The organism is Pseudoduganella sp. R-31, assembly GCF_049913235.1.
Classification (GTDB): Bacteria; Pseudomonadota; Gammaproteobacteria; order Burkholderiales; family Burkholderiaceae_D; genus Rugamonas.
Map to the genome: position 1 here is coordinate 5,842,722 of NZ_CP183986.1, position 17,196 is coordinate 5,859,917.

Consider the following 17,196-nt stretch of genomic DNA (forward strand, 5'->3'; position numbering starts at 1 on the left):
GCGCGGGCCGCCTCACATGTAATAGATTGCTGCTGCGAGGCCGATGATAAGGCCAAACTTGGTGAACTTGTAGACGGTCTTGTTCCAGGCCTTGAAGGCGCGGCGGTATTTGCCGGCGTAGAAGGAGACGCGGAACAGCTTCGACACCAGGCCGACCTGGTCGCCCTGCTCGTTGGGCGAGGCGGCGGCAGTCATCATGGTGCGGCCGAGGAAGCGGTTGATCGCCTGCGCCCAGCGATAGCGCATCGGACGCTCCACGTCGCAGAACAGGATGATGCGGTCGCTCTCGGAACCGTTGATGGCCCAGTGAATATAGGTTTCATCGAAGATCACGCCCTGGCCGTCGCGCCAGCTATGGCGCTCGCCGTCGACGTCGATGAAGCAGCGGTCGTCGTTCGGCGTGGCCAGGCCCAGGTGGTAGCGCAGCGAGCCGGCGAACGGGTCGCGGTGCGGATTGAGCTTGCCGCCCGGCGGCAGTTCGGCAAACATGGCCGCCTTCACCGACGGGATCGCGGCCAGCAGCGCATAGGTTTGCGGGCACAGTTCCTGGGCCGAAGGGTGGCTGGCGTTGTACCACTTCAGGTAAAAGCGCTTCCAGCCATTCTTGAAAAAGGAATTGAAGCCGGCGTCGTCGTTCTTTTCCGACGCCTTGATCTTCTGCAGGCGCAGCAGGTTTTCCGCTTCGGCGCGGATCACTTGCCAGTTGTCTTCCAGCGGCTTGAGTTCCTTGAAGGTGTCAACCGGCAGGTAGGGCGTGGATGGCACGCGCGAGAACCAGTGCATGAAGATATTGATGGGGGCCATGAACGACGAGTGGTCGAACAGTTGGCGGCCGATCGGGAGACGTACCTTGCCACGGAAGTGGATATGCAGGACGGACAGGATGTAAAAGCCGACAACAGCCCATTTCATTGCGAAACCTCGGAAAGATCCAAACCTGCGATTCTACCGCAGTCTGCAAAGTGAGTATTTGTGAATATCGCAACAATGTAAGCATGCTATCGTGGCGCGCATGACTTGTATTATTTGCTACGCCCCATTGAAGACCGGCCTGTCAGGCTGGCACCGGACCTGCCCCGGCTGCGCCTACGAAGGCGCAGCCCATTCCGCCACACCCGCGACAAGCGACGAAGACCTGCGCGAAGCGTCCCTGAATGCGCTGCGCCAGGAGAACTGCCGCACCATCGTCGCCCTCACCCGCCAGTTCGCGGCGCCGCGCGCCAACACCTTGCTTGACGTGGGCAGCGCCCATGGGTGGCTCCTGGAGTCGGCAGCCTGCGCGTTCGACGTGCTGGGGGTCGAGCCGGACGAAGTGCTGGCCCGGCAGGCGAGCGAGCGCGGGCTGCCGGTGCGCCTCGGCTACTTCCCCCAGGCGCTGGCGGACGGGGAGCAGTTCGACATCATCGTGCTGAATGAAGTGATCGAACATATCCCCGATATCCGCGCCGCCCTGCGCGACTGCCACCAGCACCTGGCCCCGGACGGCACGCTGGTGCTCAACCTGCCCAGCAGCCGCGGCCTGTGCTACCGCCTGTCCAAGCTGTTCGCGCGCGTCGGGCTGCATGGCCCGTTCGACCGGCTGTGGCAGAAAGGCATGCCTTCGCCGCATGTCCATTACTTCAACCCGGCCAACCTTACCAGGCTGGTGGAGCGAGAAGGCTTCACGCTGCGCCACAGCAGCGAACTGGCCGTAGTGAAAAAGCAGGGCATGTGGCGCTGGATGACCGTGTTTGGCCAACTCCATCCATTCAAGGCGCCGCTGCGCTACCTGGGCATGCGCTGGCTGCTGCTGCCGCTGATGCGGCTATTCCCCAGCGATATCATGGTGTGCATCTACCGCAAGCGCTAGGCATCAGGCGCTGCGCCACAGCGCCAGCGCTTCCCGCGCCACCAGGCCTGGCTGCTCCTCGGGCCAGAACAGCTTGCCGCCTTCGATGCGGCGCACGCCCTTGCTGTTGCCGAATGCCTGCTCGAGATAGTCGGCGCCGCGCGGCGGGAAGATTTCATCGGCCATGCCCCACAGCACGCGCACCGGCGCCGTGCTGGCCTTCAGGGCGGGCTTGATGCCGTGCAGGGCATTGCGTTCCAGCGCAGCGATGTAGCCGTGCAGGCGCTGCGGGTTGTCGACCAGGGGGCGCAGGTAGGTTTCGAACACCTCGTCCGCCAGCGCGGCCGGCCGGGCGTAGCAGATGCCGCCCAGGCCTTCGGGCGAGCGCGCCTTGTCCTTGTCGGCCAGCCAGGGCGCCAGCCACTCCTGCGCGAACTTGCCCTGCTTTGCCAGTTCGATCACCGGCTGCATGGCCGGCGGCGGGCAATCGAGTTCGGTGTCGCAGTTGGCAAGCAGCAGGCTGCGCACGCGCTCGGGATGCAGCACCAGGAACAGTTGCGCCACGGCGCCGCCGCTGTCGCTCGCAACCACGTCAACCTTCTCGACGCCCAGCTTGTCGAGCAGTTCGGCCAGCATGGCGACCTGGCCTTCCGGATCGAGTTTGGCTTGCGGCGCCGGTTCGCTATGGCCAAGGCCAAGAAAGTCCGGCGCGATGCAGCGGCGATGCGGCGCCAGGCGCGCTATTGCGCCGCGCCACTGGAAGCTGTTTAGCGGCAGGCCGTGCAGGAACAGCGCTGCCTGCGGGCCGCGTCCGCGCTCGACCACCGCAACGCGTCCAGCGCTGGTGGCCACAAAGCGCCGCGAGGCGCGCCACGCACGCGCATCGCGCGCCGCCTCGGCCCGCAGCGCCGCATCGGCGGGCGCCAATTCCTTCGCCGCGCCCGCGGCGCTGGCAGGGCGCGCCACGCCGGCCGCAGCGGCGAATGCAATGGCGGCTTTCAAAAGGCTTCTGCGATTCATGCTCATCTCCTGCAAGACGGGTTTCGATGGGATGCATGATCGGGCCGGGTCTGATGCGAAGCAATGACCTCCCAGGTCATGGAAGCGCAGCGCAAAACCTTGTTACCATGGCCACATGAATGCAAACCCGCTTCCGATCGCCCACGTCGGCGCCCTGCTGCGCGAGTGGCGCTCCGCCCGCCGCCTGAGCCAGATGGACCTGGCGCTGGACGCCGGCCTCTCCACACGCCACTTGAGCTGCATTGAAACCGGCAAGGCCCAGCCCAGCCGCGAGATCCTGGCGCGCCTCGCCGACACGCTGGAAATGACGCTGCGCGACCGCAACTCGCTGCTGGTCGCCGCCGGCTATGCGCCGCGCTACACGGAATCGGCGCTGGCCAATCCCGAGCTGGCGCCGATGCGGCGCGCGATCGAAGCAATGCTGAAGCAGCAGGAACCCTACCCCGCCTTCCTGATGAATCGCCACTGGGATATCGTGATGGCGAATGGCGCCGCCGTCCGCATGAACCGCTGGCTGCTGGGCGGCCGCGACAGCCCGCACCGCAATATGCTGCGCCATGCCTTCGACCCGCAGGACTTGCGTGCCGTACTCGTAAATTGGGAGGAAATCGCGGGCACCCTGCTGGCCCACCTGCACAAGCTGGTCGCCACGGCGCCCAGCGACGCGAAGGCGCGCGAGCTGCTGGAAGAAGTCCTGGCCTATCCGGGTGTGCCTGAAAAATGGCGCCAGCGCGACCTGCGCGCCGTGCCCGCGCCGCTGCTTGAAACCGTATTCGAGCGCGACGGCCGGCGCGTGGCATTCTTCTCCACCATCACCACCTTCGGCACCCCGCGCGACGTCACGCTGGAAGAACTCCACATCGAATCGTGCTTCCCGGCCGACGAAGCCAGCGCGGCATTCTGCAGCGCCCTCCAAGAGGATCCGGCAAATTAGCCGCGCTTCCGCCTGCGCAGCCCTGCGATGGCAACCAGGCCGATGCCAAACAGTGCAGGCGCCGCCGGTTCAGGCACGGCAGCCATTTCCAGCTTGCCATCCCATCCTTCCGCCTCGATCAGCGACTCGTCGCCAGTCACCGGATCGACGCTGCTGCGATCCCACTCTGTCATGAAAGTCTTCCTGGTAAAAGCCTGGCGCTGCCACAAGGAGCCTGCAAGTGCCGCATCCATGGCCGTATCGAGAGCCAGCCCTGCGCCCTGATAGCGAAATATGTAACCGGTGAAAAAGCCCTTGCGAGTGATACCGGTCGCGTCGTCAGAATCCACGTAACTGATGGTAGTGAAATTGAAGTAGCCTGTATAGCTACCATCGCCATTGACCTGGAGCCGGGAAATCAGGCCTGCACGGGGAGGTTCCGTGCTTCCCGTCCGCCGCTGGTATGCATCGTCGTACGGCGAGCGGAAGTCTGCGGTGTCCAGATCGAACCAGCAATGCGAGTTATGCTCGGTCCCGGAATAGCTGCCGAAGCAGCTCGACGGCGTCAGACTGGAGCGCATTGTCCCGCCAAATGGGGTGAAGACTTCCGAGTCTTCCAGAGTGCCCGCTCCCGTGGACGTCCAATGAACTGCGGAAGTGACGTTAAAGCTGCTTGTAATGCCAGCCTGCGCCGGCACGGCAAGCGCCAGCAGCATGGCCGGCAAAACGAAAAGTTTCATACTTTATTTGCAATTGGTAAAAAATAAAGTATGAACGGAAATTAACAAAAAGAAAACTCACTTTTGCAGAATTGCAACAGATTAATGCGCGTTCCATCGAACTTCGGCGAGACCCTGCACGCCGGGACGCAGCAGCAAGACCGAGCCGGGCCAGTCGTCGCCGGCATTGCCCGGGTCGATCGAGGTCACCAGCAGCGTGGACAGGTCGGGACCGCCGAAACTGCACATCGATGGCTTGGCAAACGGCAGTGCGATTGCCCGATCGAGCGCGCCGCCCGGCGTGTAGCGCTGCAGCAGGCCGCCGTCATTGGCGCAGGTCCAGTAGCAGCCGTCGGCATCGACGGCGGCACCGTCGGGACGGCCTTTCTGCGTGCCCAGGTCGAGGAAGATGCGCTTGTTGTGCGGCGTGCCGCTGCCGATGTCGTAATCAAAGGCCCACACCATGCGCCGCTTCGGGTGCGAGTCGGACAGGTACATCACGTCGCCGCGTGGCGAGAACGCCGTGCCGTTCTGGGTCAGCATGCCGGACACGAAAGGCGCAGACAGCCCTTCCGCGGCGGTATAACGATAGAGCTGACCGACCGCGCGTTCCGCCGCCATGTCCATGAACATGGTGCCGGCCCAGAAGCGTCCTTGCCGGTCGCAGCGGCCGTCGTTGAAGCGCATGCCCTGGCCCAGCTCGGAAGATGGCGGCGCAGCCAGGCGCTCCGCCGATACGCTGCCGTCATCCTGCAGCACGAGGTGGAAGATGCCCGTCTCCATGCCTGCGATGAAGCCGCCGCGCGCGGCGGGCGACAGGCAGGCCACCATCTCCGGGGCATCCCAGAAGCGGGTCGCGCCGCTGGCGTAATCGAGGCGCCAGATGCGGCGCGCCGGAATGTCGACCCAATACCAGGCGCCCTCGCCCGCGTGCCAGGTGGGGCTTTCACCCACCATGCAATGTACACCGCTTACTTTTTCCATCAGAGGTCAGTGATTTCCTTATGCGCCGGCACCAGCGCCTTCATGATGCACCAGGCGAGCAGGTAAGCCAGTGCGCAGAAGGTGAACATGATCATGTAGCCGGTCTGGATCTGGCCCAGCGCGTTGTAATAGTCGAACAGCTTGCCGGCCACCTTGGTGATCAGCACGCCGCCCAGGCCGCCTGCCATGCCGCCGATGCCCACCACGGAGCCGACGCTGTGCTTCGGGAACATGTCCGACACGGTGGTGAACAGGTTGGCGGACCATGCCTGGTGCGCCGAGGCGCCGATGCCGATCAGGATCACCGGCACCCAGATGCCGAGGTAGCCAAGCGGCTGCGCCAGCAGCACCGCCAGCGGGAAGAAGGCGATGGCCAGCATGGCGCGCATGCGGCCGTGATAAACGCTGGCGCCGCGATTGATGAAGAAGGTCGGGAACCAGCCGCCGCCGATGGAGCCGAACATGGTCATCGAATACAGCACCGCAAGCGGCACCACCATTTCGGTGGCCGACACGCCGTATTGGGCCGACATGAACTTCGGCAGCCAGAAAAGGAAGAACCACCAGACGCCGTCGGTCAGGAATTTGCCGACCGTGAAAGCCCAGGTCTGGCGGTAGGCCAGCAGCTTGAACCAGGAAGCCTTGCGCGCAGCGGCGCCGGCCGGCGCTGCCGCCGGAGCATCGGCCGCATCGCTGTTGATGTAATCGAGTTCCGCGCGCGACAGGCGCTTCTGCCTTGACGGCGCATCGTAGAAAACCAGCCAGAAGCCCATCCAGAGGAAGCCGATTGCGCCGATGATGATGAAGGCGGACTGCCAGCCCCAGGCCTCGGCGATCAGAGGCACCGTGATCGGCGCCAGGATCGCGCCGATATTCGCGCCGGAGTTGAAGATGCCGGTGGCGAAGGAGCGCTCCTTCTTCGGGAAGTATTCTGCGGTGGCCTTGATGGCGGCAGGGAAGTTGCCTGCCTCGCCCAGCGCGAGCACGGCGCGGCCCACCATGAAGCCGGCCACCGATACGGGTACGGCGGCAATGCCCACCGCAGCGAGGACGTTGGAGAACGTGGCGCCGATCGGCACCGAGTAGGCGTGCAGGATCGCGCCAAGCGACCATACGACAATGGCCAGCACGAAGGCGCGGCGCGTGCCCATCCTGTCGATCACGCGGCCGGCGAACAGCATCGAGATCGCGTACACGAACTGGAACACGGCGGCGATGTTGGCGTAGTCGGTATTCGACCAGCCGAATTCCTTCGACAGCGCGGGCGCCAGCAGCGACAGCACCTGGCGGTCGAGGTAGTTGATGGTGGTGGCGAAGAACAGCAGGCCACAGATGGTCCAGCGGTATTTGCCGATGGCGGCGGCCGGTTCGGCCGCCAGGCCGACGGCTTGCGGGTTGGGCTGATTCATAGTTTCTTGTATTCGAAAGCGGCCGGCGTCTCCTCCGGCCGTACTACTCAATCAAACTGCCGTGCGCAGCTCCCCATCCACGATGCGTGCCAGGCGCAGTGGATTATCGTCCTGCAGGGCGGCCGGCAGCAAGGCCGCCGGCACATTCTGGTAGCTTACCGGACGCAGGAAGCGCTCGATGGCCGTGGCGCCGACGGACGTGGTGCGGGTGTCCGAAGTGGCCGGGAACGGGCCGCCGTGCACCATCGCGTGGCAGACCTCGACGCCGGTCGGAAAGCCGTTGAACAGCACGCGGCCCGCCTTGCGTTCCAGCGTCGGCAGCAGCCGGCCCGCCAGCGGATGGTCGTCGGCCGTGCAGTGCACGGTGGCGGTCAGCTGCCCTTCCAGGCTGGCGGCAAGGCGCAGCATTTCGGCTTCGTCGCGGCAGGCGATCAGTACCGAGGCCGGGCCGAAGACTTCTTCCTGCAGCGCGTGGCTGGCAACGAAAGTCTCCGCGTCGACGCGGAACAGCGCAGCCTGGGCGGCGCAGCCGGCGCCCTCTTGCTGCCCCAGGGCCAGCAGCTTGACGCCTGCGGCATCGGACAAGCGGCCGACGCCGGATTCATACGCCTTGTGGATGCCGGCGGTCAGCATGGTGCCGGCGCCTTTCGGCTGCAGCGCAGCGGCTGCGGCTGCGGCAAAGCGGTCGAAATCCGGACCGGCCACGCCGATCACCAGGCCTGGATTGGTGCAGAACTGGCCGACGCCCATGGTCAGCGACTCGACGAAAGCGGCGCCCAGTGCTTCGGCGTTTGCAGCCAGGACCGCGGGCAGCATGAAGACCGGATTGATGCTGCTCATTTCCGCATAAACCGGGATCGGCTCATGGCGCGCGGCGGCGGTGCGCATCAGGGCCGTACCGCCCTGGCGCGAGCCGGTAAAGCCGACAGCCTTGATCGACGGGTTGGCAACCAGCGCCTGGCCAACCACGCGGCCATCGCCGTGAATCATGGAGAACACGCCTTCCGGCATGCCGCAATCGGCGACCGCCTTCTGCACGGCGCGCGCCACCAGCTCGGACGTGCCAGGATGGGCGGCATGCGCCTTCACCACGACCGGGCAGCCGGCGGCCAGCGCAGATGCGGTGTCGCCGCCCGCGACAGAAAACGCCAGCGGGAAGTTGGACGCGCCGAACACCGCGACCGGGCCGACGGCGATCTTGCGCAGGCGCAGGTCTGGGCGCGGCGGCGTGCGCTGCGGCAGCGCGGAGTCCAGCGTGGCGTGCTGCCAGTGGCCATCGCGCACGACTTTTGCGAACAGGCGCAGCTGGTTGACGGTGCGGCCACGCTCGCCTTCCAGGCGCGCTTGCGGCAGGCCGGTTTCGGCCATGGCGCGCTCGGTCAGGGTGGCGCCCAGCGCATCGATGTTGCTGGCGACCGCCTCCAGGAAGGCGGCGCGCGCTTCCGGCGTGGTGGCGCGGTAGGCGTCGAAGGCCTGTTCGGCCAGCGCGCAGGCTCGCTCCACATCCGTCAGGTCGGCCTGGCCGAACGGCGGCTGCAGGTTTTCCCTGGTCGCCGGGTTGAAGGCCAACAGCGTGCCGGCAGCGCCGCGCACCAGTTGCCGGCCGATGATCATTTCACCGGTGATCTGCATTATTGGGCACCTTGCTTCTTGATCAGGGCCAGCAGCATGGCGTCTTCTTCCGCGGTCAGGTCCGTCAGCGGAGCGCGTACCGGGCCGCCGGAATGGCCAACCAGGCGGGCGCCAGCCTTGACGATCGACACGGCATAGCCGGCCTTGCGGTTGCGAATGTCCAGGTATGGCAGGAAGAATTCATCCAGCATGCGGTCGGTTTCGGCGGTATTGCCGGCTGCGGTGGCGTGGTAGAAGTCCATCGCCAGCTTCGGCACGAAGTTGAACACGGCCGAGGAGTAGACCGGAGTGCCCAGCGCCTTGTAGGCGCCGGCATACACTTCCGCAGTCGGCAGGCCGCCCAGGTAGGAGAAACGGTCGCCCAGCTTGCGGTAGATCTGCACCATCAGTTCGATTTCGCCCACGCCGTCCTTGAAGCCGATCAGGTTCGGGCAGCGCTCGGCCAGGATCGCCAGCGAATTGGCGTTCAGGCGGCAGTTGGCGCGGTTGTACACGATCACGCCGATCTTCACGGAGGCGCACACCTGGGCCACGTGTTCGATCAGGCCGTCCTGGCTTGCCTCGGTCAGGTAGTGCGGCAGCAGCAGCAGGCCGTCGGCGCCCAGGCGCTCTGCTTCCTGCGCCAGCGCGATGGCCTGGCGGGTCGGGCCGCCGGTGCCAGCCAGCAGCGGCACCTTGCCGCGGCAGCTTTCCACGGCAACCTTGATCACCTGCGAATATTCAGGAGCGGTCAGCGAGAAGAACTCACCGGTGCCGCCGGCGGCGAACAGTGCGCTCGCGCCGTAAGGAGCCAGCCAGTCCAGGCGTTCGGCATAGGTTTTGGCGTTGAAATTGCCTTCAGCGTCAAAGTCGGTGATCGGGAAGGACAGCAGGCCGGACGACATGACTTTCTTGAGTTCTTGCGGGGACATGGACATCGTTGACTCCTAAGTGTGGTTTTTGCACGAATCGAGCGCGAGCTCAGTTGTAAGTCATCGTACAACCTAGTTTAAGCGAACGCAAGCGAAAAAAGGGGACGTACCCCTTTTTTATGCGGCGTTTTCGAAACGTTGCTGGGCCTGCAACAGGCGTTCGCGCGAGTTGGAAAGGTGGGTGCGCATGGCGGCGCGGGCAGCTTCCGGATCCTGGCGCTGGATGGCGCGGAAGATGTCTTCGTGTTCGCGGTGCACGCGTTCGAGGTAGTCGGCCGGGCGGTCCTGCGCCAGGTTGGCGGTGTTGACGCGCGCGCGCGGAATGATCGCCTGTCCGAGCTGGCCGAGGATGTCGACGAAGTAGCGATTGCCGGTAGCCTTGGCGATCACCAGGTGGAAGCGCCGATCGGCTTCCACCGAGGCGCGGCCCTGCTCCATCGCTTGCCGCATATCTGCCAGCGCCTGCGCCAGTTCAGCCACCTGCTCGTCGCTGCGGCGGGTAGCAGCCAGGCCAGCGGTCTCGGTTTCCATGCTGATGCGCAGTTCGAGAATGGCCAGTACATCGCGCACGGTGACGATGCTCTCGGCATCGATGCCCAGGCCGCCGCTGTTGCGCGGCTTCTCCAGCACGAAGGTGCCGATGCCGTGGCGGGTCTGCACCAGCCCGGCCGCCTGCAGGTGCGAGATGGCTTCGCGCACCACGGTGCGGCTGACGCCGTGCTGCTCCATGATGGCCGATTCGGTCGGCAGCTTGTCGCCGGGTTTCAGCACGCCGCTGTTGATGCTGCCGCTGATCTGTTCGACCACGCCCTGGGCCAGGGTGTGTCGCTTGCGAGGGAGAATAGTCATGGCCTCCATTATACATGCAAAAAAGATGTCAGACATCCTATCAGAGACATCTCCGGCGTTTGGCAGCTGTTGCTTTCTTGCGAAATTGGCCGGACCAAATTAAAATCGGTCGACTTCTCAAGGGACCTCGCATGAACAAAAAAACCGTTGCTACGGAGCCGAATCCAGCAGCCGAACAACGGCTGTACCGCGTGGTCGCAGCCAAGATCCAGGACCTGATCCGCGAAGAGAACATCAAGCCCGGCACCCGCCTGCCGGCAGAGCGCGACCTGGCAGCGAAACTGAGCGTCAGCCGCGCTTCGCTGCGCGAGGCGCTGATTGCCCTGGAGCTGTCCGGCATCGTCGAAGTGCGTGGCGGTTCGGGCGTGTACGTCAGCGAAAAGGCTTCCGCTCCTTCCGACGTGGCCGAAGGCGGACCGGGTCCGTTCGAAGTGCTGGCGGCGCGCCGCCTGATCGAATCCGAAGTCGCAGCCATTGCAGCCAAGATGGCGACCGATTCCGCGATCGATGCGATCCTGCGTGCGGCGGCCGAGATGGAGCAGCACCACTCTGACCGCGCCACCAATGAACAGGCCGACCGCAACTTCCACCTGGCGATCGCACGCGCTACCGGCAACACCGCGCTGGTGGGGGTGGTCGAAACACTGTGGAACCAGCGCGGCACCATGTGGCACAAGCTGAAAGAGCACTTCCAGACGGAAGAGCTGCGCCAGAACACGCTGGACGACCATCGCAATATCGTGGCGGCCATTGCTGCGCACGATGCGGCCGGCGCCCGCCAGGCCATGCGCGCCCACCTGGAACGCGTTACCAAGACCTTCTCACGCGGCTAAAATAATTTGGCCTGACCACTTGCATGCATGGTCAGGCCAAAATAGAATGAGGTGAACTTCAGGGGGAGCCTCATGCTACGTCACATCCTTTTGTCCCTGGCCTGCGTGGCCAGCCTGCCGGCTTTTGCCGCCGACCGCATCATCCTGGTCGGCGATTCGACCGTCGCCAGCGGCGGCGGATATGGCGATTACCTGTGCCGGCGGCAGCGCCCCGACACCACCTGCCTGAATCTCGCCAAGAACGGCCGCAGCTCAAGTTCCTTCCGTGCCGAAGGCCGTTGGGACGAGGCGCAGGCCTTGCTGCGCAACGGCGCAGGCTTCCGCAACACTTACGTGCTGATGCAGTTCGGCCACAACGACCAGCCGGGCAAACCGGGCCGCTCGACGGACCTGGTCACGGAGTATCCCGCCAACCTGGCACGCTATGTGGCGGACGTGAAGGCTGGCGGCGGCGTGCCGGTGCTGGTGACTTCCCTCACCCGCCGCAGCTTCCGGAATGGCTATGTCTGGAACGACCTGGCGCCGTGGGCGACAGCGGCGCGCGAAGTGGCCCAGCGCGAAGGCGTGGCCGTACTGGACCTGAATGCCCTGTCGCTGGCAGCCGTCCAGGCAATGGGACCGGCGGAAGCGGACACGCTGGCCCAGCCCAAGGGTGCGGGCTTCGACTACACCCACCTTGGCCCGAAAGGCGGCCGCTTCTTCGGCGACATGGCTGCGCGCGAACTGCTGCGGCTATTCCCTGCCCTCCGCCCGCTCGCTGATCCGGACGACACATCGCGGCAGGCAGCGCGCGAACATGCGCCGGCCGACGGCTGGGCCGGCGAGCAAGGCGGCACGCGCGGCGGCGCTGCGGCTTCCGCTGGCCACGTGCATACCGTCTCCACGCCCGCCGAGCTGAAGACTGCGGTGGCCGGCACTGCCGACGCGCGCATCATTCAGGTGCGCGGCACCCTCGACATGGCCGATGGCGCCAAGGTCGGCGTGGTGCGGCTGCCGTCCAACACCACGTTAATCGGCCTTGGGGAAGATGCCGGTTTCGTCAACGCCAGCCTGATAGTCGGCAATGTGAGCCAGGTCATCATCCGCAACCTTTCGATCAGCAATCCCTGCGATCCCGATCCGAAATGGGACCCGCAGGACGGCGCCAAAGGCAATTGGAATTCGCTGTACGACGGTATCACGGTCACCGGATCGCACCACGTCTGGATCGACCATAACAGCTTCACCGATGCGCCGCGCACCGACGGCCAGTCTCCTAAAGAGAACGGCATGCTGAAACAATGCCACGACGGCGGGCTAGATATCACTTCGGCTTCGGACTTCGTCACGGTGTCGTACAACCACTTCGCTTTGCACGAAAAGAACACGCTGGTAGGCGCCAGCGACCGCGCCACGAGCGATGAAGGCCACTTGCGCGTCACCTTCTCGAACAACTTCTTCGAGCAAGTGACGGCGCGCACGCCACGCGTGCGATTCGGTCAAGTCCACCTGTTCAACAACTATCACAAGGGCTCGCGCAAGCACGCCGAATATCCGCATGAATACAGCGTCGGCATCGCCAGGCAGGCGCGCGTGATCATTGATGCCAACGCCTACGATATCGAAGGCGCGCGCGGCTGCGGCGACGTGCTGCACAATCCCGGCAAATCCGAAGCAGGCGCCGTGCTGGACCACGGCTCGCTCTTGAACGGCAAGGCGCTGGCAGATTGCGGCTTTGCGACCGACGTCGGCTGGAGCGTGCCGTACGCCTTCCGCGCCCTGCCCGCCGCCGACGTGCAGCCCAACGTCATGACCAATGCCGGTGCCGGCCACCTCGGCAAACTGCAGCCAGCATCCCGCTAAGGCGTAATGCGCAGATAATCGATATCGGCGTAGGCGCCCTTCGCGCCAGTGGCGAACAGCCCGACCTGGGCGCCAACCCAGCGTCCCATGGCGGCCGTGAACGGCGTGCCGGCGGGTGTGAAGTTCACCCCGTCCTGGCTGTAGGAGAAGGCGGTTTGTCCGCCTGCGCCAACGTCCATGCGAAGGTGGGTGAAAGTCTTCAGCGGCAAGGCGTTCGACGCTTCCTGCCGCTCCTTGCATTTGTCATTGGCCGCCTCGCAGCGCACGTAGACAATGCGCAGTTCACCATGCTGGCGGCGCAAGCCGAGCCAGGCGTAGCTTCGCCCGTACATGGCCAGGCCGACCGTGTCGCCGTCCGCAACGGCTTGCAGCTCAAGCTTTGCCACTGCAGAAAAGACTGGTGCGGGCGGTTTCTGCGTCAGCACGGCTGGCAGGGAACGCAGCGGTGCGATCGGCGCTTCGCCATTGGCCGGCACCGGAGCAGGCTGCGCGTACAGCCGCAGGAAGCCGGCACGCTCTGTCAGCGAGTACCAGCCGGGGGCCGGATTGGCCACCCATTGCCATTGCGGCGCGAGGCGCTTCGCCCGGAATTCGTCGCCGATGTCCGGCCAGGCCGGCGCCGGGACCGACGCCGCGGCAGCCATGGTCGCCGGCTTGGCGAATTCAGCAACCGGTTGACCAACGCCAGGCTTGGCCGAAGCTTCGCCAATGATCGGCCAGCCATCGTCCTGCCAGCGCATTGGCTGTAAATGCACCACGCGGCCGAAAGCGCGCTTGTCCTGGAAGTGAAAGAACCAGTCGGTCCCGTCCTCCGCACGCACCCAGGCCCCCTGGTGCGGCCCGTTGACGGCCGAACTGCCTTGCTCCATCACGATGCGCGCCTCGTACGGTCCGTCGACATGCCGCGAGCGGAACACCGACTGCCACCCGGTCTCCACACCGCCAGCCGGCGCGAACACGTAATACCAGCCGTTGTGCTTATAGAGCTTGGGGCCTTCCAGCGTCTTGTAGCCCGGCAGCGTGTTGCCTTCGATGACCACGCGGCTCACGTCATCCAGCATGCGGCTGCCATCCGGCGCCATCGGGCGCAGGCTCAGGACGTTGTTGAAGCCAGCGCGCGACTTTGCCCATCCGTGCAGCAGCCATGCCTTGCCATCGTCGTCCCACAGCGGCGCAGGGTCGATCAGGCCCTTGCCGGCCATGAGCAGCCGGGGCTTGCTCCAGGGTCCTCCGAATCGCGTGGCGGTGACGACGTAAATGCCGAAATCCGGGTCTGGGTAGAAGATCCAGAATTTGCCATCGTGGTAACGCAGGCATGGCGCCCACACGCCTTTGCCGTGCTGCGGTGCACGGAACGCTTCCTCCGGCACCAGCCGCGGCAAGGCGTGGCCGACCAGCCGCCAGTTCACCATATCGTCGGACTCCAGCAATGGCAGGCCGGGGACGTTGGTAAAGCTCGAGGAAGTCATGTAGTAGCGCTTGCCGACGCGGATCACGTCCGGGTCCGAATAGTCGGCGTGCAGGACCGGGTTGCGGTAGCGGCCATCGCCCAGGTCCGGCGACCACGGCGCACGCGCCATTTGCGGCGCGCCAAGCGTGCGCTCCAGGAAGGCTTGCATGGCGTCGACGGCCGGCGCCAGCCAGGGATCGAACAGCCAGAACGAATGCGGCGTGCCGGGCAGATTCACGTGCTCGGTCGGGATTTTGTATTGGGCAAGGCGTTGCGCCAAGGCTTCCCGCCCGACGCTGAAGCGCGGTAGTCCGCTGGTGATGAACAGTATCGGGGCACTGCCGGGGCCTGCATGCGTCAGGGGCGAGGCATCTCGCCAGCGCGCCTCCTGTTCCGCATAACGCCCACCCAACCATGCTCCGGCTGCGGTCGGATTCCTGGACGGGTCGTCTTCATGCTTGCGCGCTTCTTCGGAAGTGAAGTCGGACAGGCCATCGATATTGACGGCCGCCTGCACGGCACTGGCCGCATCACGGCCGTTCGTCGTGCCAACCAGCGCGGCGATCTGGCCGCCCGCCGATCCGCCAGCGACAGCAATGCGCTTGTCATCCAGGCCGTATTGCAATGCCGCGGCGCGCAGCCAGCGAATCGCTTCCCTGACGTCGTCGATCGCAGCGGGAAACTGCGCTTCGCCCGACAAACGGTAGTCGACCGTGGCCGCAGCGAAACCCCTGGCCGCAAGGCGCGCCGCCAGCGGCGCCATATTCTGCCGCGTGCCGCTGCGCCATCCGCCACCGTGGACCAGCACCACCAGCGGCCAGGCACGACCGCGGCCGTCGCCATTTGGCCCGGGCAGGTAAAGGTCTAGCTGCAACGCACGCTCACCGCGCTGGACGTAGCCAAGGTCGCGCAGCACGCGCACTGGCGCCGGCGCTTCCGCACTGGCAATCGCTATGTGCGGGTACTGGCCAGCCAGCTTGGCGTATGTCGTTTCGGCGTTATATGGCGCATCGGAAGCCGCCAGGGCGCTCGGCCCGGCGCCGAGCCAGGCGGCAGCAAGCACGGCTTGCAGCGTCCTCACGCAATCTCCTCAACGGTGAAACGCACGGTACGCCGCAGGTCCTGCCCCGGCGCCAGCACGGTCAGCCCATGCGCAGTCGCACCGCCTGGCAGGTTGTGCGCATTGACCGGATGGTCCACGGGCTCGAAGCAGAAGAAGTCTTTGCCCGGCGGTACATACAGGATGTAATAGCCCATGTCCGTGCTGATGTGCAGGCGCAAGCGGCGCGATGGCCAGTCGATCTGCGCTTTGCCGTCCCAGCCGGTGAAGGCATTGTCGACGCCGTCGCTCGGCAAGGGGCGCGGCGCTTCGCCGCAGAAGTTCCACCCTGGCGGCAGCGCGCTTCGCCCGGCTGGCAACTTGTCGGCGCCGGACAGCCACACGCCGTCGGCCACGGCGCGCAGTCGCGCGTCGTCGGGGCAAGGCATCCATGGATGCAGTCCAAGGCCAAACGGCAGCGGATGCCGGCCGTTGTTCGTGACCTTGAGCGTCACACGCAAGACGTTGTCCGACAGCGTGTAAGCCATGTGGGCGGTGAATGCGAATGGCGAACCATCGCGGCGGTAGAGCGAAAGCACGACGCTGCATTCGTCCCGCGCCTCCACATGCCATGGCATGCGCCAGCCTTCGCCGTGGATCGGACAGGGCTCGCCTTCCCGCGTCGGCGCCGGCGTAATGCGGCGGTCCTGGAACTCAAAGCCGCCAGGGGCGATCCGGTTGGACCAGGGGACCAGGGGAAAACAGGCCAGCTGGCCAGGCTGCGGCTGCGCGACGCCATCGGCAAGGGGACGCAGCACGGGTACCGGCTCGGCAGCGAGGGCGCCGGCGCAACCAGGATTGCCGGCCCAGTCAAGCCGTGCCAGCCCGCCGCCGACAGCAGGCAGCACCACGGCCCGCAAGCCGCCGCTGCGCAGCTCAATCATTTGAACATCGGGCCGTCGAGCAGGAATTTGCCGCCCTGGTAGATCGTGGTGACGTCGTCCTTTTCCGGGAACTCGGACGTATCCGGGAACAGATGCGCGAACTTGGCCGATGAATCCTTCGGGCGATAACCAAGGTGCGCGGCGTAGCGGTTATCCCACCATACCGAATCGTTGTCCGACATGCCGAACACGATGGTGTGGCCCACGCGCGGCGCGAACAGCGAGCAGCGCAGCAGCTCCGTCAGGTCGTCGTAGGACAGGTAGGTCGACATCATGCGCTTGTTGGCCGGCTGCGGGAAGCTGGAACCGATACGGATGCAAACGGTTTCGATGCCGAAGCGGTCGTAGTAATAGCGCGACATCTGCTCGCCGAATACCTTGGAGATACCGTACATGCTGTCCGGACGGGTCGGCATGTTCGCATCCAGCATATCGGTCGTCTTGTAGTAGCCGATCGCATGGTTCGAGCTGGCGAACATCAGGCGCTTCACGCCGTGCTTGTAGGCCGCCTCGTACAGGTTCGCCACGCCCAGGATATTGGCCTGCATGATCGCCTCGAACGGCGCCTCGGTCGAGATGCCGCCGAAGTGCAGCACCGCATCCACGCCCTCCATCAGCTTCATCACGGCCGCCTTGTCGGACAGGTCGCACGGCACCAGTTCCTCGCCGGGACGCGCCTCGCCCATGTCCGCGATATCGCTCAGGCGCACCACTTCAGCCCAAGGCTTGATGCGGTCGCGCAGCACCTTGCCCAGGCCGCCGGCGGCACCGGTCATCAGGATGCGCTTGAATGGTTTTCCAGTTTGGCTCATGTCTCTTACTC

The 17,196-nt window shown here is 65.3% G+C and carries 15 protein-coding genes; 4 read left to right on the forward strand and 11 right to left on the reverse strand.

The window, feature by feature from the left end:
- Window positions 1-12: 12 nt before the first annotated feature.
- Window positions 13-912, reverse strand: a complete 900-nt coding sequence (gene lpxO, locus ACN9MY_RS26620) for a lipid A hydroxylase LpxO (protein WP_426164536.1) — start codon at window positions 910-912, stop codon at window positions 13-15.
- Between the two features lie 100 nt (window positions 913-1,012).
- On the opposite strand from lpxO, the gene ACN9MY_RS26625 reads away from it, so the two are divergent.
- Window positions 1,013-1,849 carry a methyltransferase domain-containing protein gene (locus ACN9MY_RS26625; protein WP_426319152.1) on the forward strand — a complete coding sequence of 279 codons (837 nt, stop codon included), beginning with the start codon at window positions 1,013-1,015 and terminating at the stop codon, window positions 1,847-1,849.
- A gap of 3 nt (window positions 1,850-1,852) precedes the next feature.
- Here ACN9MY_RS26625 and ACN9MY_RS26630 read toward each other — a convergent pair whose 3' ends face one another.
- Window positions 1,853-2,848, reverse strand: a complete 996-nt coding sequence (locus ACN9MY_RS26630) for an alpha/beta fold hydrolase (RefSeq protein WP_426319153.1) — start codon at window positions 2,846-2,848, stop codon at window positions 1,853-1,855.
- Window positions 2,849-2,963: 115 nt separating this feature from the next.
- Between ACN9MY_RS26630 and ACN9MY_RS26635 the strand changes: the two genes are divergently transcribed.
- The gene (locus tag ACN9MY_RS26635; protein ID WP_426164543.1) at window positions 2,964-3,782 is read left to right on the forward strand and encodes a helix-turn-helix domain-containing protein; all 819 of its coding nucleotides are present in this window, start codon (window positions 2,964-2,966) and stop codon (window positions 3,780-3,782) included.
- Here the strand turns inward: ACN9MY_RS26635 and ACN9MY_RS26640 are convergent.
- From ACN9MY_RS26640 to ACN9MY_RS26665, 6 genes are all read right to left on the reverse strand, one after another.
- Window positions 3,779-4,501: a PEP-CTERM sorting domain-containing protein gene (locus ACN9MY_RS26640; RefSeq protein WP_426319154.1), complete on the reverse strand. Its 723-nt coding sequence runs from the start codon at window positions 4,499-4,501 to the stop codon at window positions 3,779-3,781. The two genes, ACN9MY_RS26635 and ACN9MY_RS26640, sit on opposite strands and share 4 nt — an antisense overlap.
- 81 nt (window positions 4,502-4,582) lie before the next feature.
- Complete coding sequence (locus ACN9MY_RS26645) at window positions 4,583-5,464, reverse strand: SMP-30/gluconolactonase/LRE family protein (RefSeq protein ID WP_426319155.1); 882 nt, start codon at window positions 5,462-5,464, stop codon at window positions 4,583-4,585.
- The gene (locus tag ACN9MY_RS26650) at window positions 5,464-6,873 is read right to left on the reverse strand and encodes an MFS transporter (protein ID WP_426164550.1); all 1,410 of its coding nucleotides are present in this window, start codon (window positions 6,871-6,873) and stop codon (window positions 5,464-5,466) included. The genes ACN9MY_RS26645 and ACN9MY_RS26650 overlap by 1 nt, the downstream gene beginning before the upstream one ends.
- A 51-nt stretch (window positions 6,874-6,924) precedes the next feature.
- Complete coding sequence (locus tag ACN9MY_RS26655) at window positions 6,925-8,505, reverse strand: aldehyde dehydrogenase (NADP(+)) (RefSeq protein WP_426164552.1); 1,581 nt, start codon at window positions 8,503-8,505, stop codon at window positions 6,925-6,927.
- On the reverse strand, window positions 8,505-9,416 hold the full coding sequence (gene kdgD, locus ACN9MY_RS26660) for a 5-dehydro-4-deoxyglucarate dehydratase (protein WP_426164554.1): 912 nt from the start codon (window positions 9,414-9,416) through the stop codon (window positions 8,505-8,507). The genes ACN9MY_RS26655 and kdgD overlap by 1 nt, the downstream gene beginning before the upstream one ends.
- Window positions 9,417-9,533: 117 nt before the next feature.
- The gene (locus ACN9MY_RS26665) at window positions 9,534-10,265 is read right to left on the reverse strand and encodes a FadR/GntR family transcriptional regulator (protein ID WP_426164556.1); all 732 of its coding nucleotides are present in this window, start codon (window positions 10,263-10,265) and stop codon (window positions 9,534-9,536) included.
- A gap of 131 nt (window positions 10,266-10,396) precedes the next feature.
- Here ACN9MY_RS26665 and ACN9MY_RS26670 point away from each other — a divergent pair, with 131 nt between their 5' ends.
- Together ACN9MY_RS26670 and ACN9MY_RS26675 are read left to right on the forward strand one after the other, a co-directional pair.
- Window positions 10,397-11,098: a FadR/GntR family transcriptional regulator gene (locus ACN9MY_RS26670; protein ID WP_426164558.1), complete on the forward strand. Its 702-nt coding sequence runs from the start codon at window positions 10,397-10,399 to the stop codon at window positions 11,096-11,098.
- Window positions 11,099-11,170: 72 nt separating this feature from the next.
- Window positions 11,171-12,940 (forward strand): GDSL-type esterase/lipase family protein, encoded by a 1,770-nt coding sequence (locus tag ACN9MY_RS26675; RefSeq protein ID WP_426319157.1) that lies wholly within the window; start codon window positions 11,171-11,173, stop codon window positions 12,938-12,940.
- Here ACN9MY_RS26675 and ACN9MY_RS26680 read toward each other — a convergent pair.
- Genes ACN9MY_RS26680 through ACN9MY_RS26690 form a run of 3 tightly spaced genes read right to left on the reverse strand, consistent with a single transcriptional unit; the run spans window position 12,937 to window position 17,185 of the window.
- Window positions 12,937-15,471: a family 43 glycosylhydrolase gene (locus ACN9MY_RS26680; RefSeq protein WP_426336374.1), complete on the reverse strand. Its 2,535-nt coding sequence runs from the start codon at window positions 15,469-15,471 to the stop codon at window positions 12,937-12,939. The two genes, ACN9MY_RS26675 and ACN9MY_RS26680, sit on opposite strands and share 4 nt — an antisense overlap.
- Entirely contained in the window at window positions 15,468-16,373 is a 906-nt protein-coding gene (locus ACN9MY_RS26685; protein ID WP_426319159.1) for an aldose 1-epimerase, read from the reverse strand. Before ACN9MY_RS26685 ends, ACN9MY_RS26680 begins: the two co-directional genes overlap by 4 nt.
- Window positions 16,370-17,185 carry an NAD-dependent epimerase/dehydratase family protein gene (locus ACN9MY_RS26690; protein ID WP_426319160.1) on the reverse strand — a complete coding sequence of 272 codons (816 nt, stop codon included), beginning with the start codon at window positions 17,183-17,185 and terminating at the stop codon, window positions 16,370-16,372. Before ACN9MY_RS26690 ends, ACN9MY_RS26685 begins: the two co-directional genes overlap by 4 nt.
- Window positions 17,186-17,196: the final 11 nt, after the last annotated feature.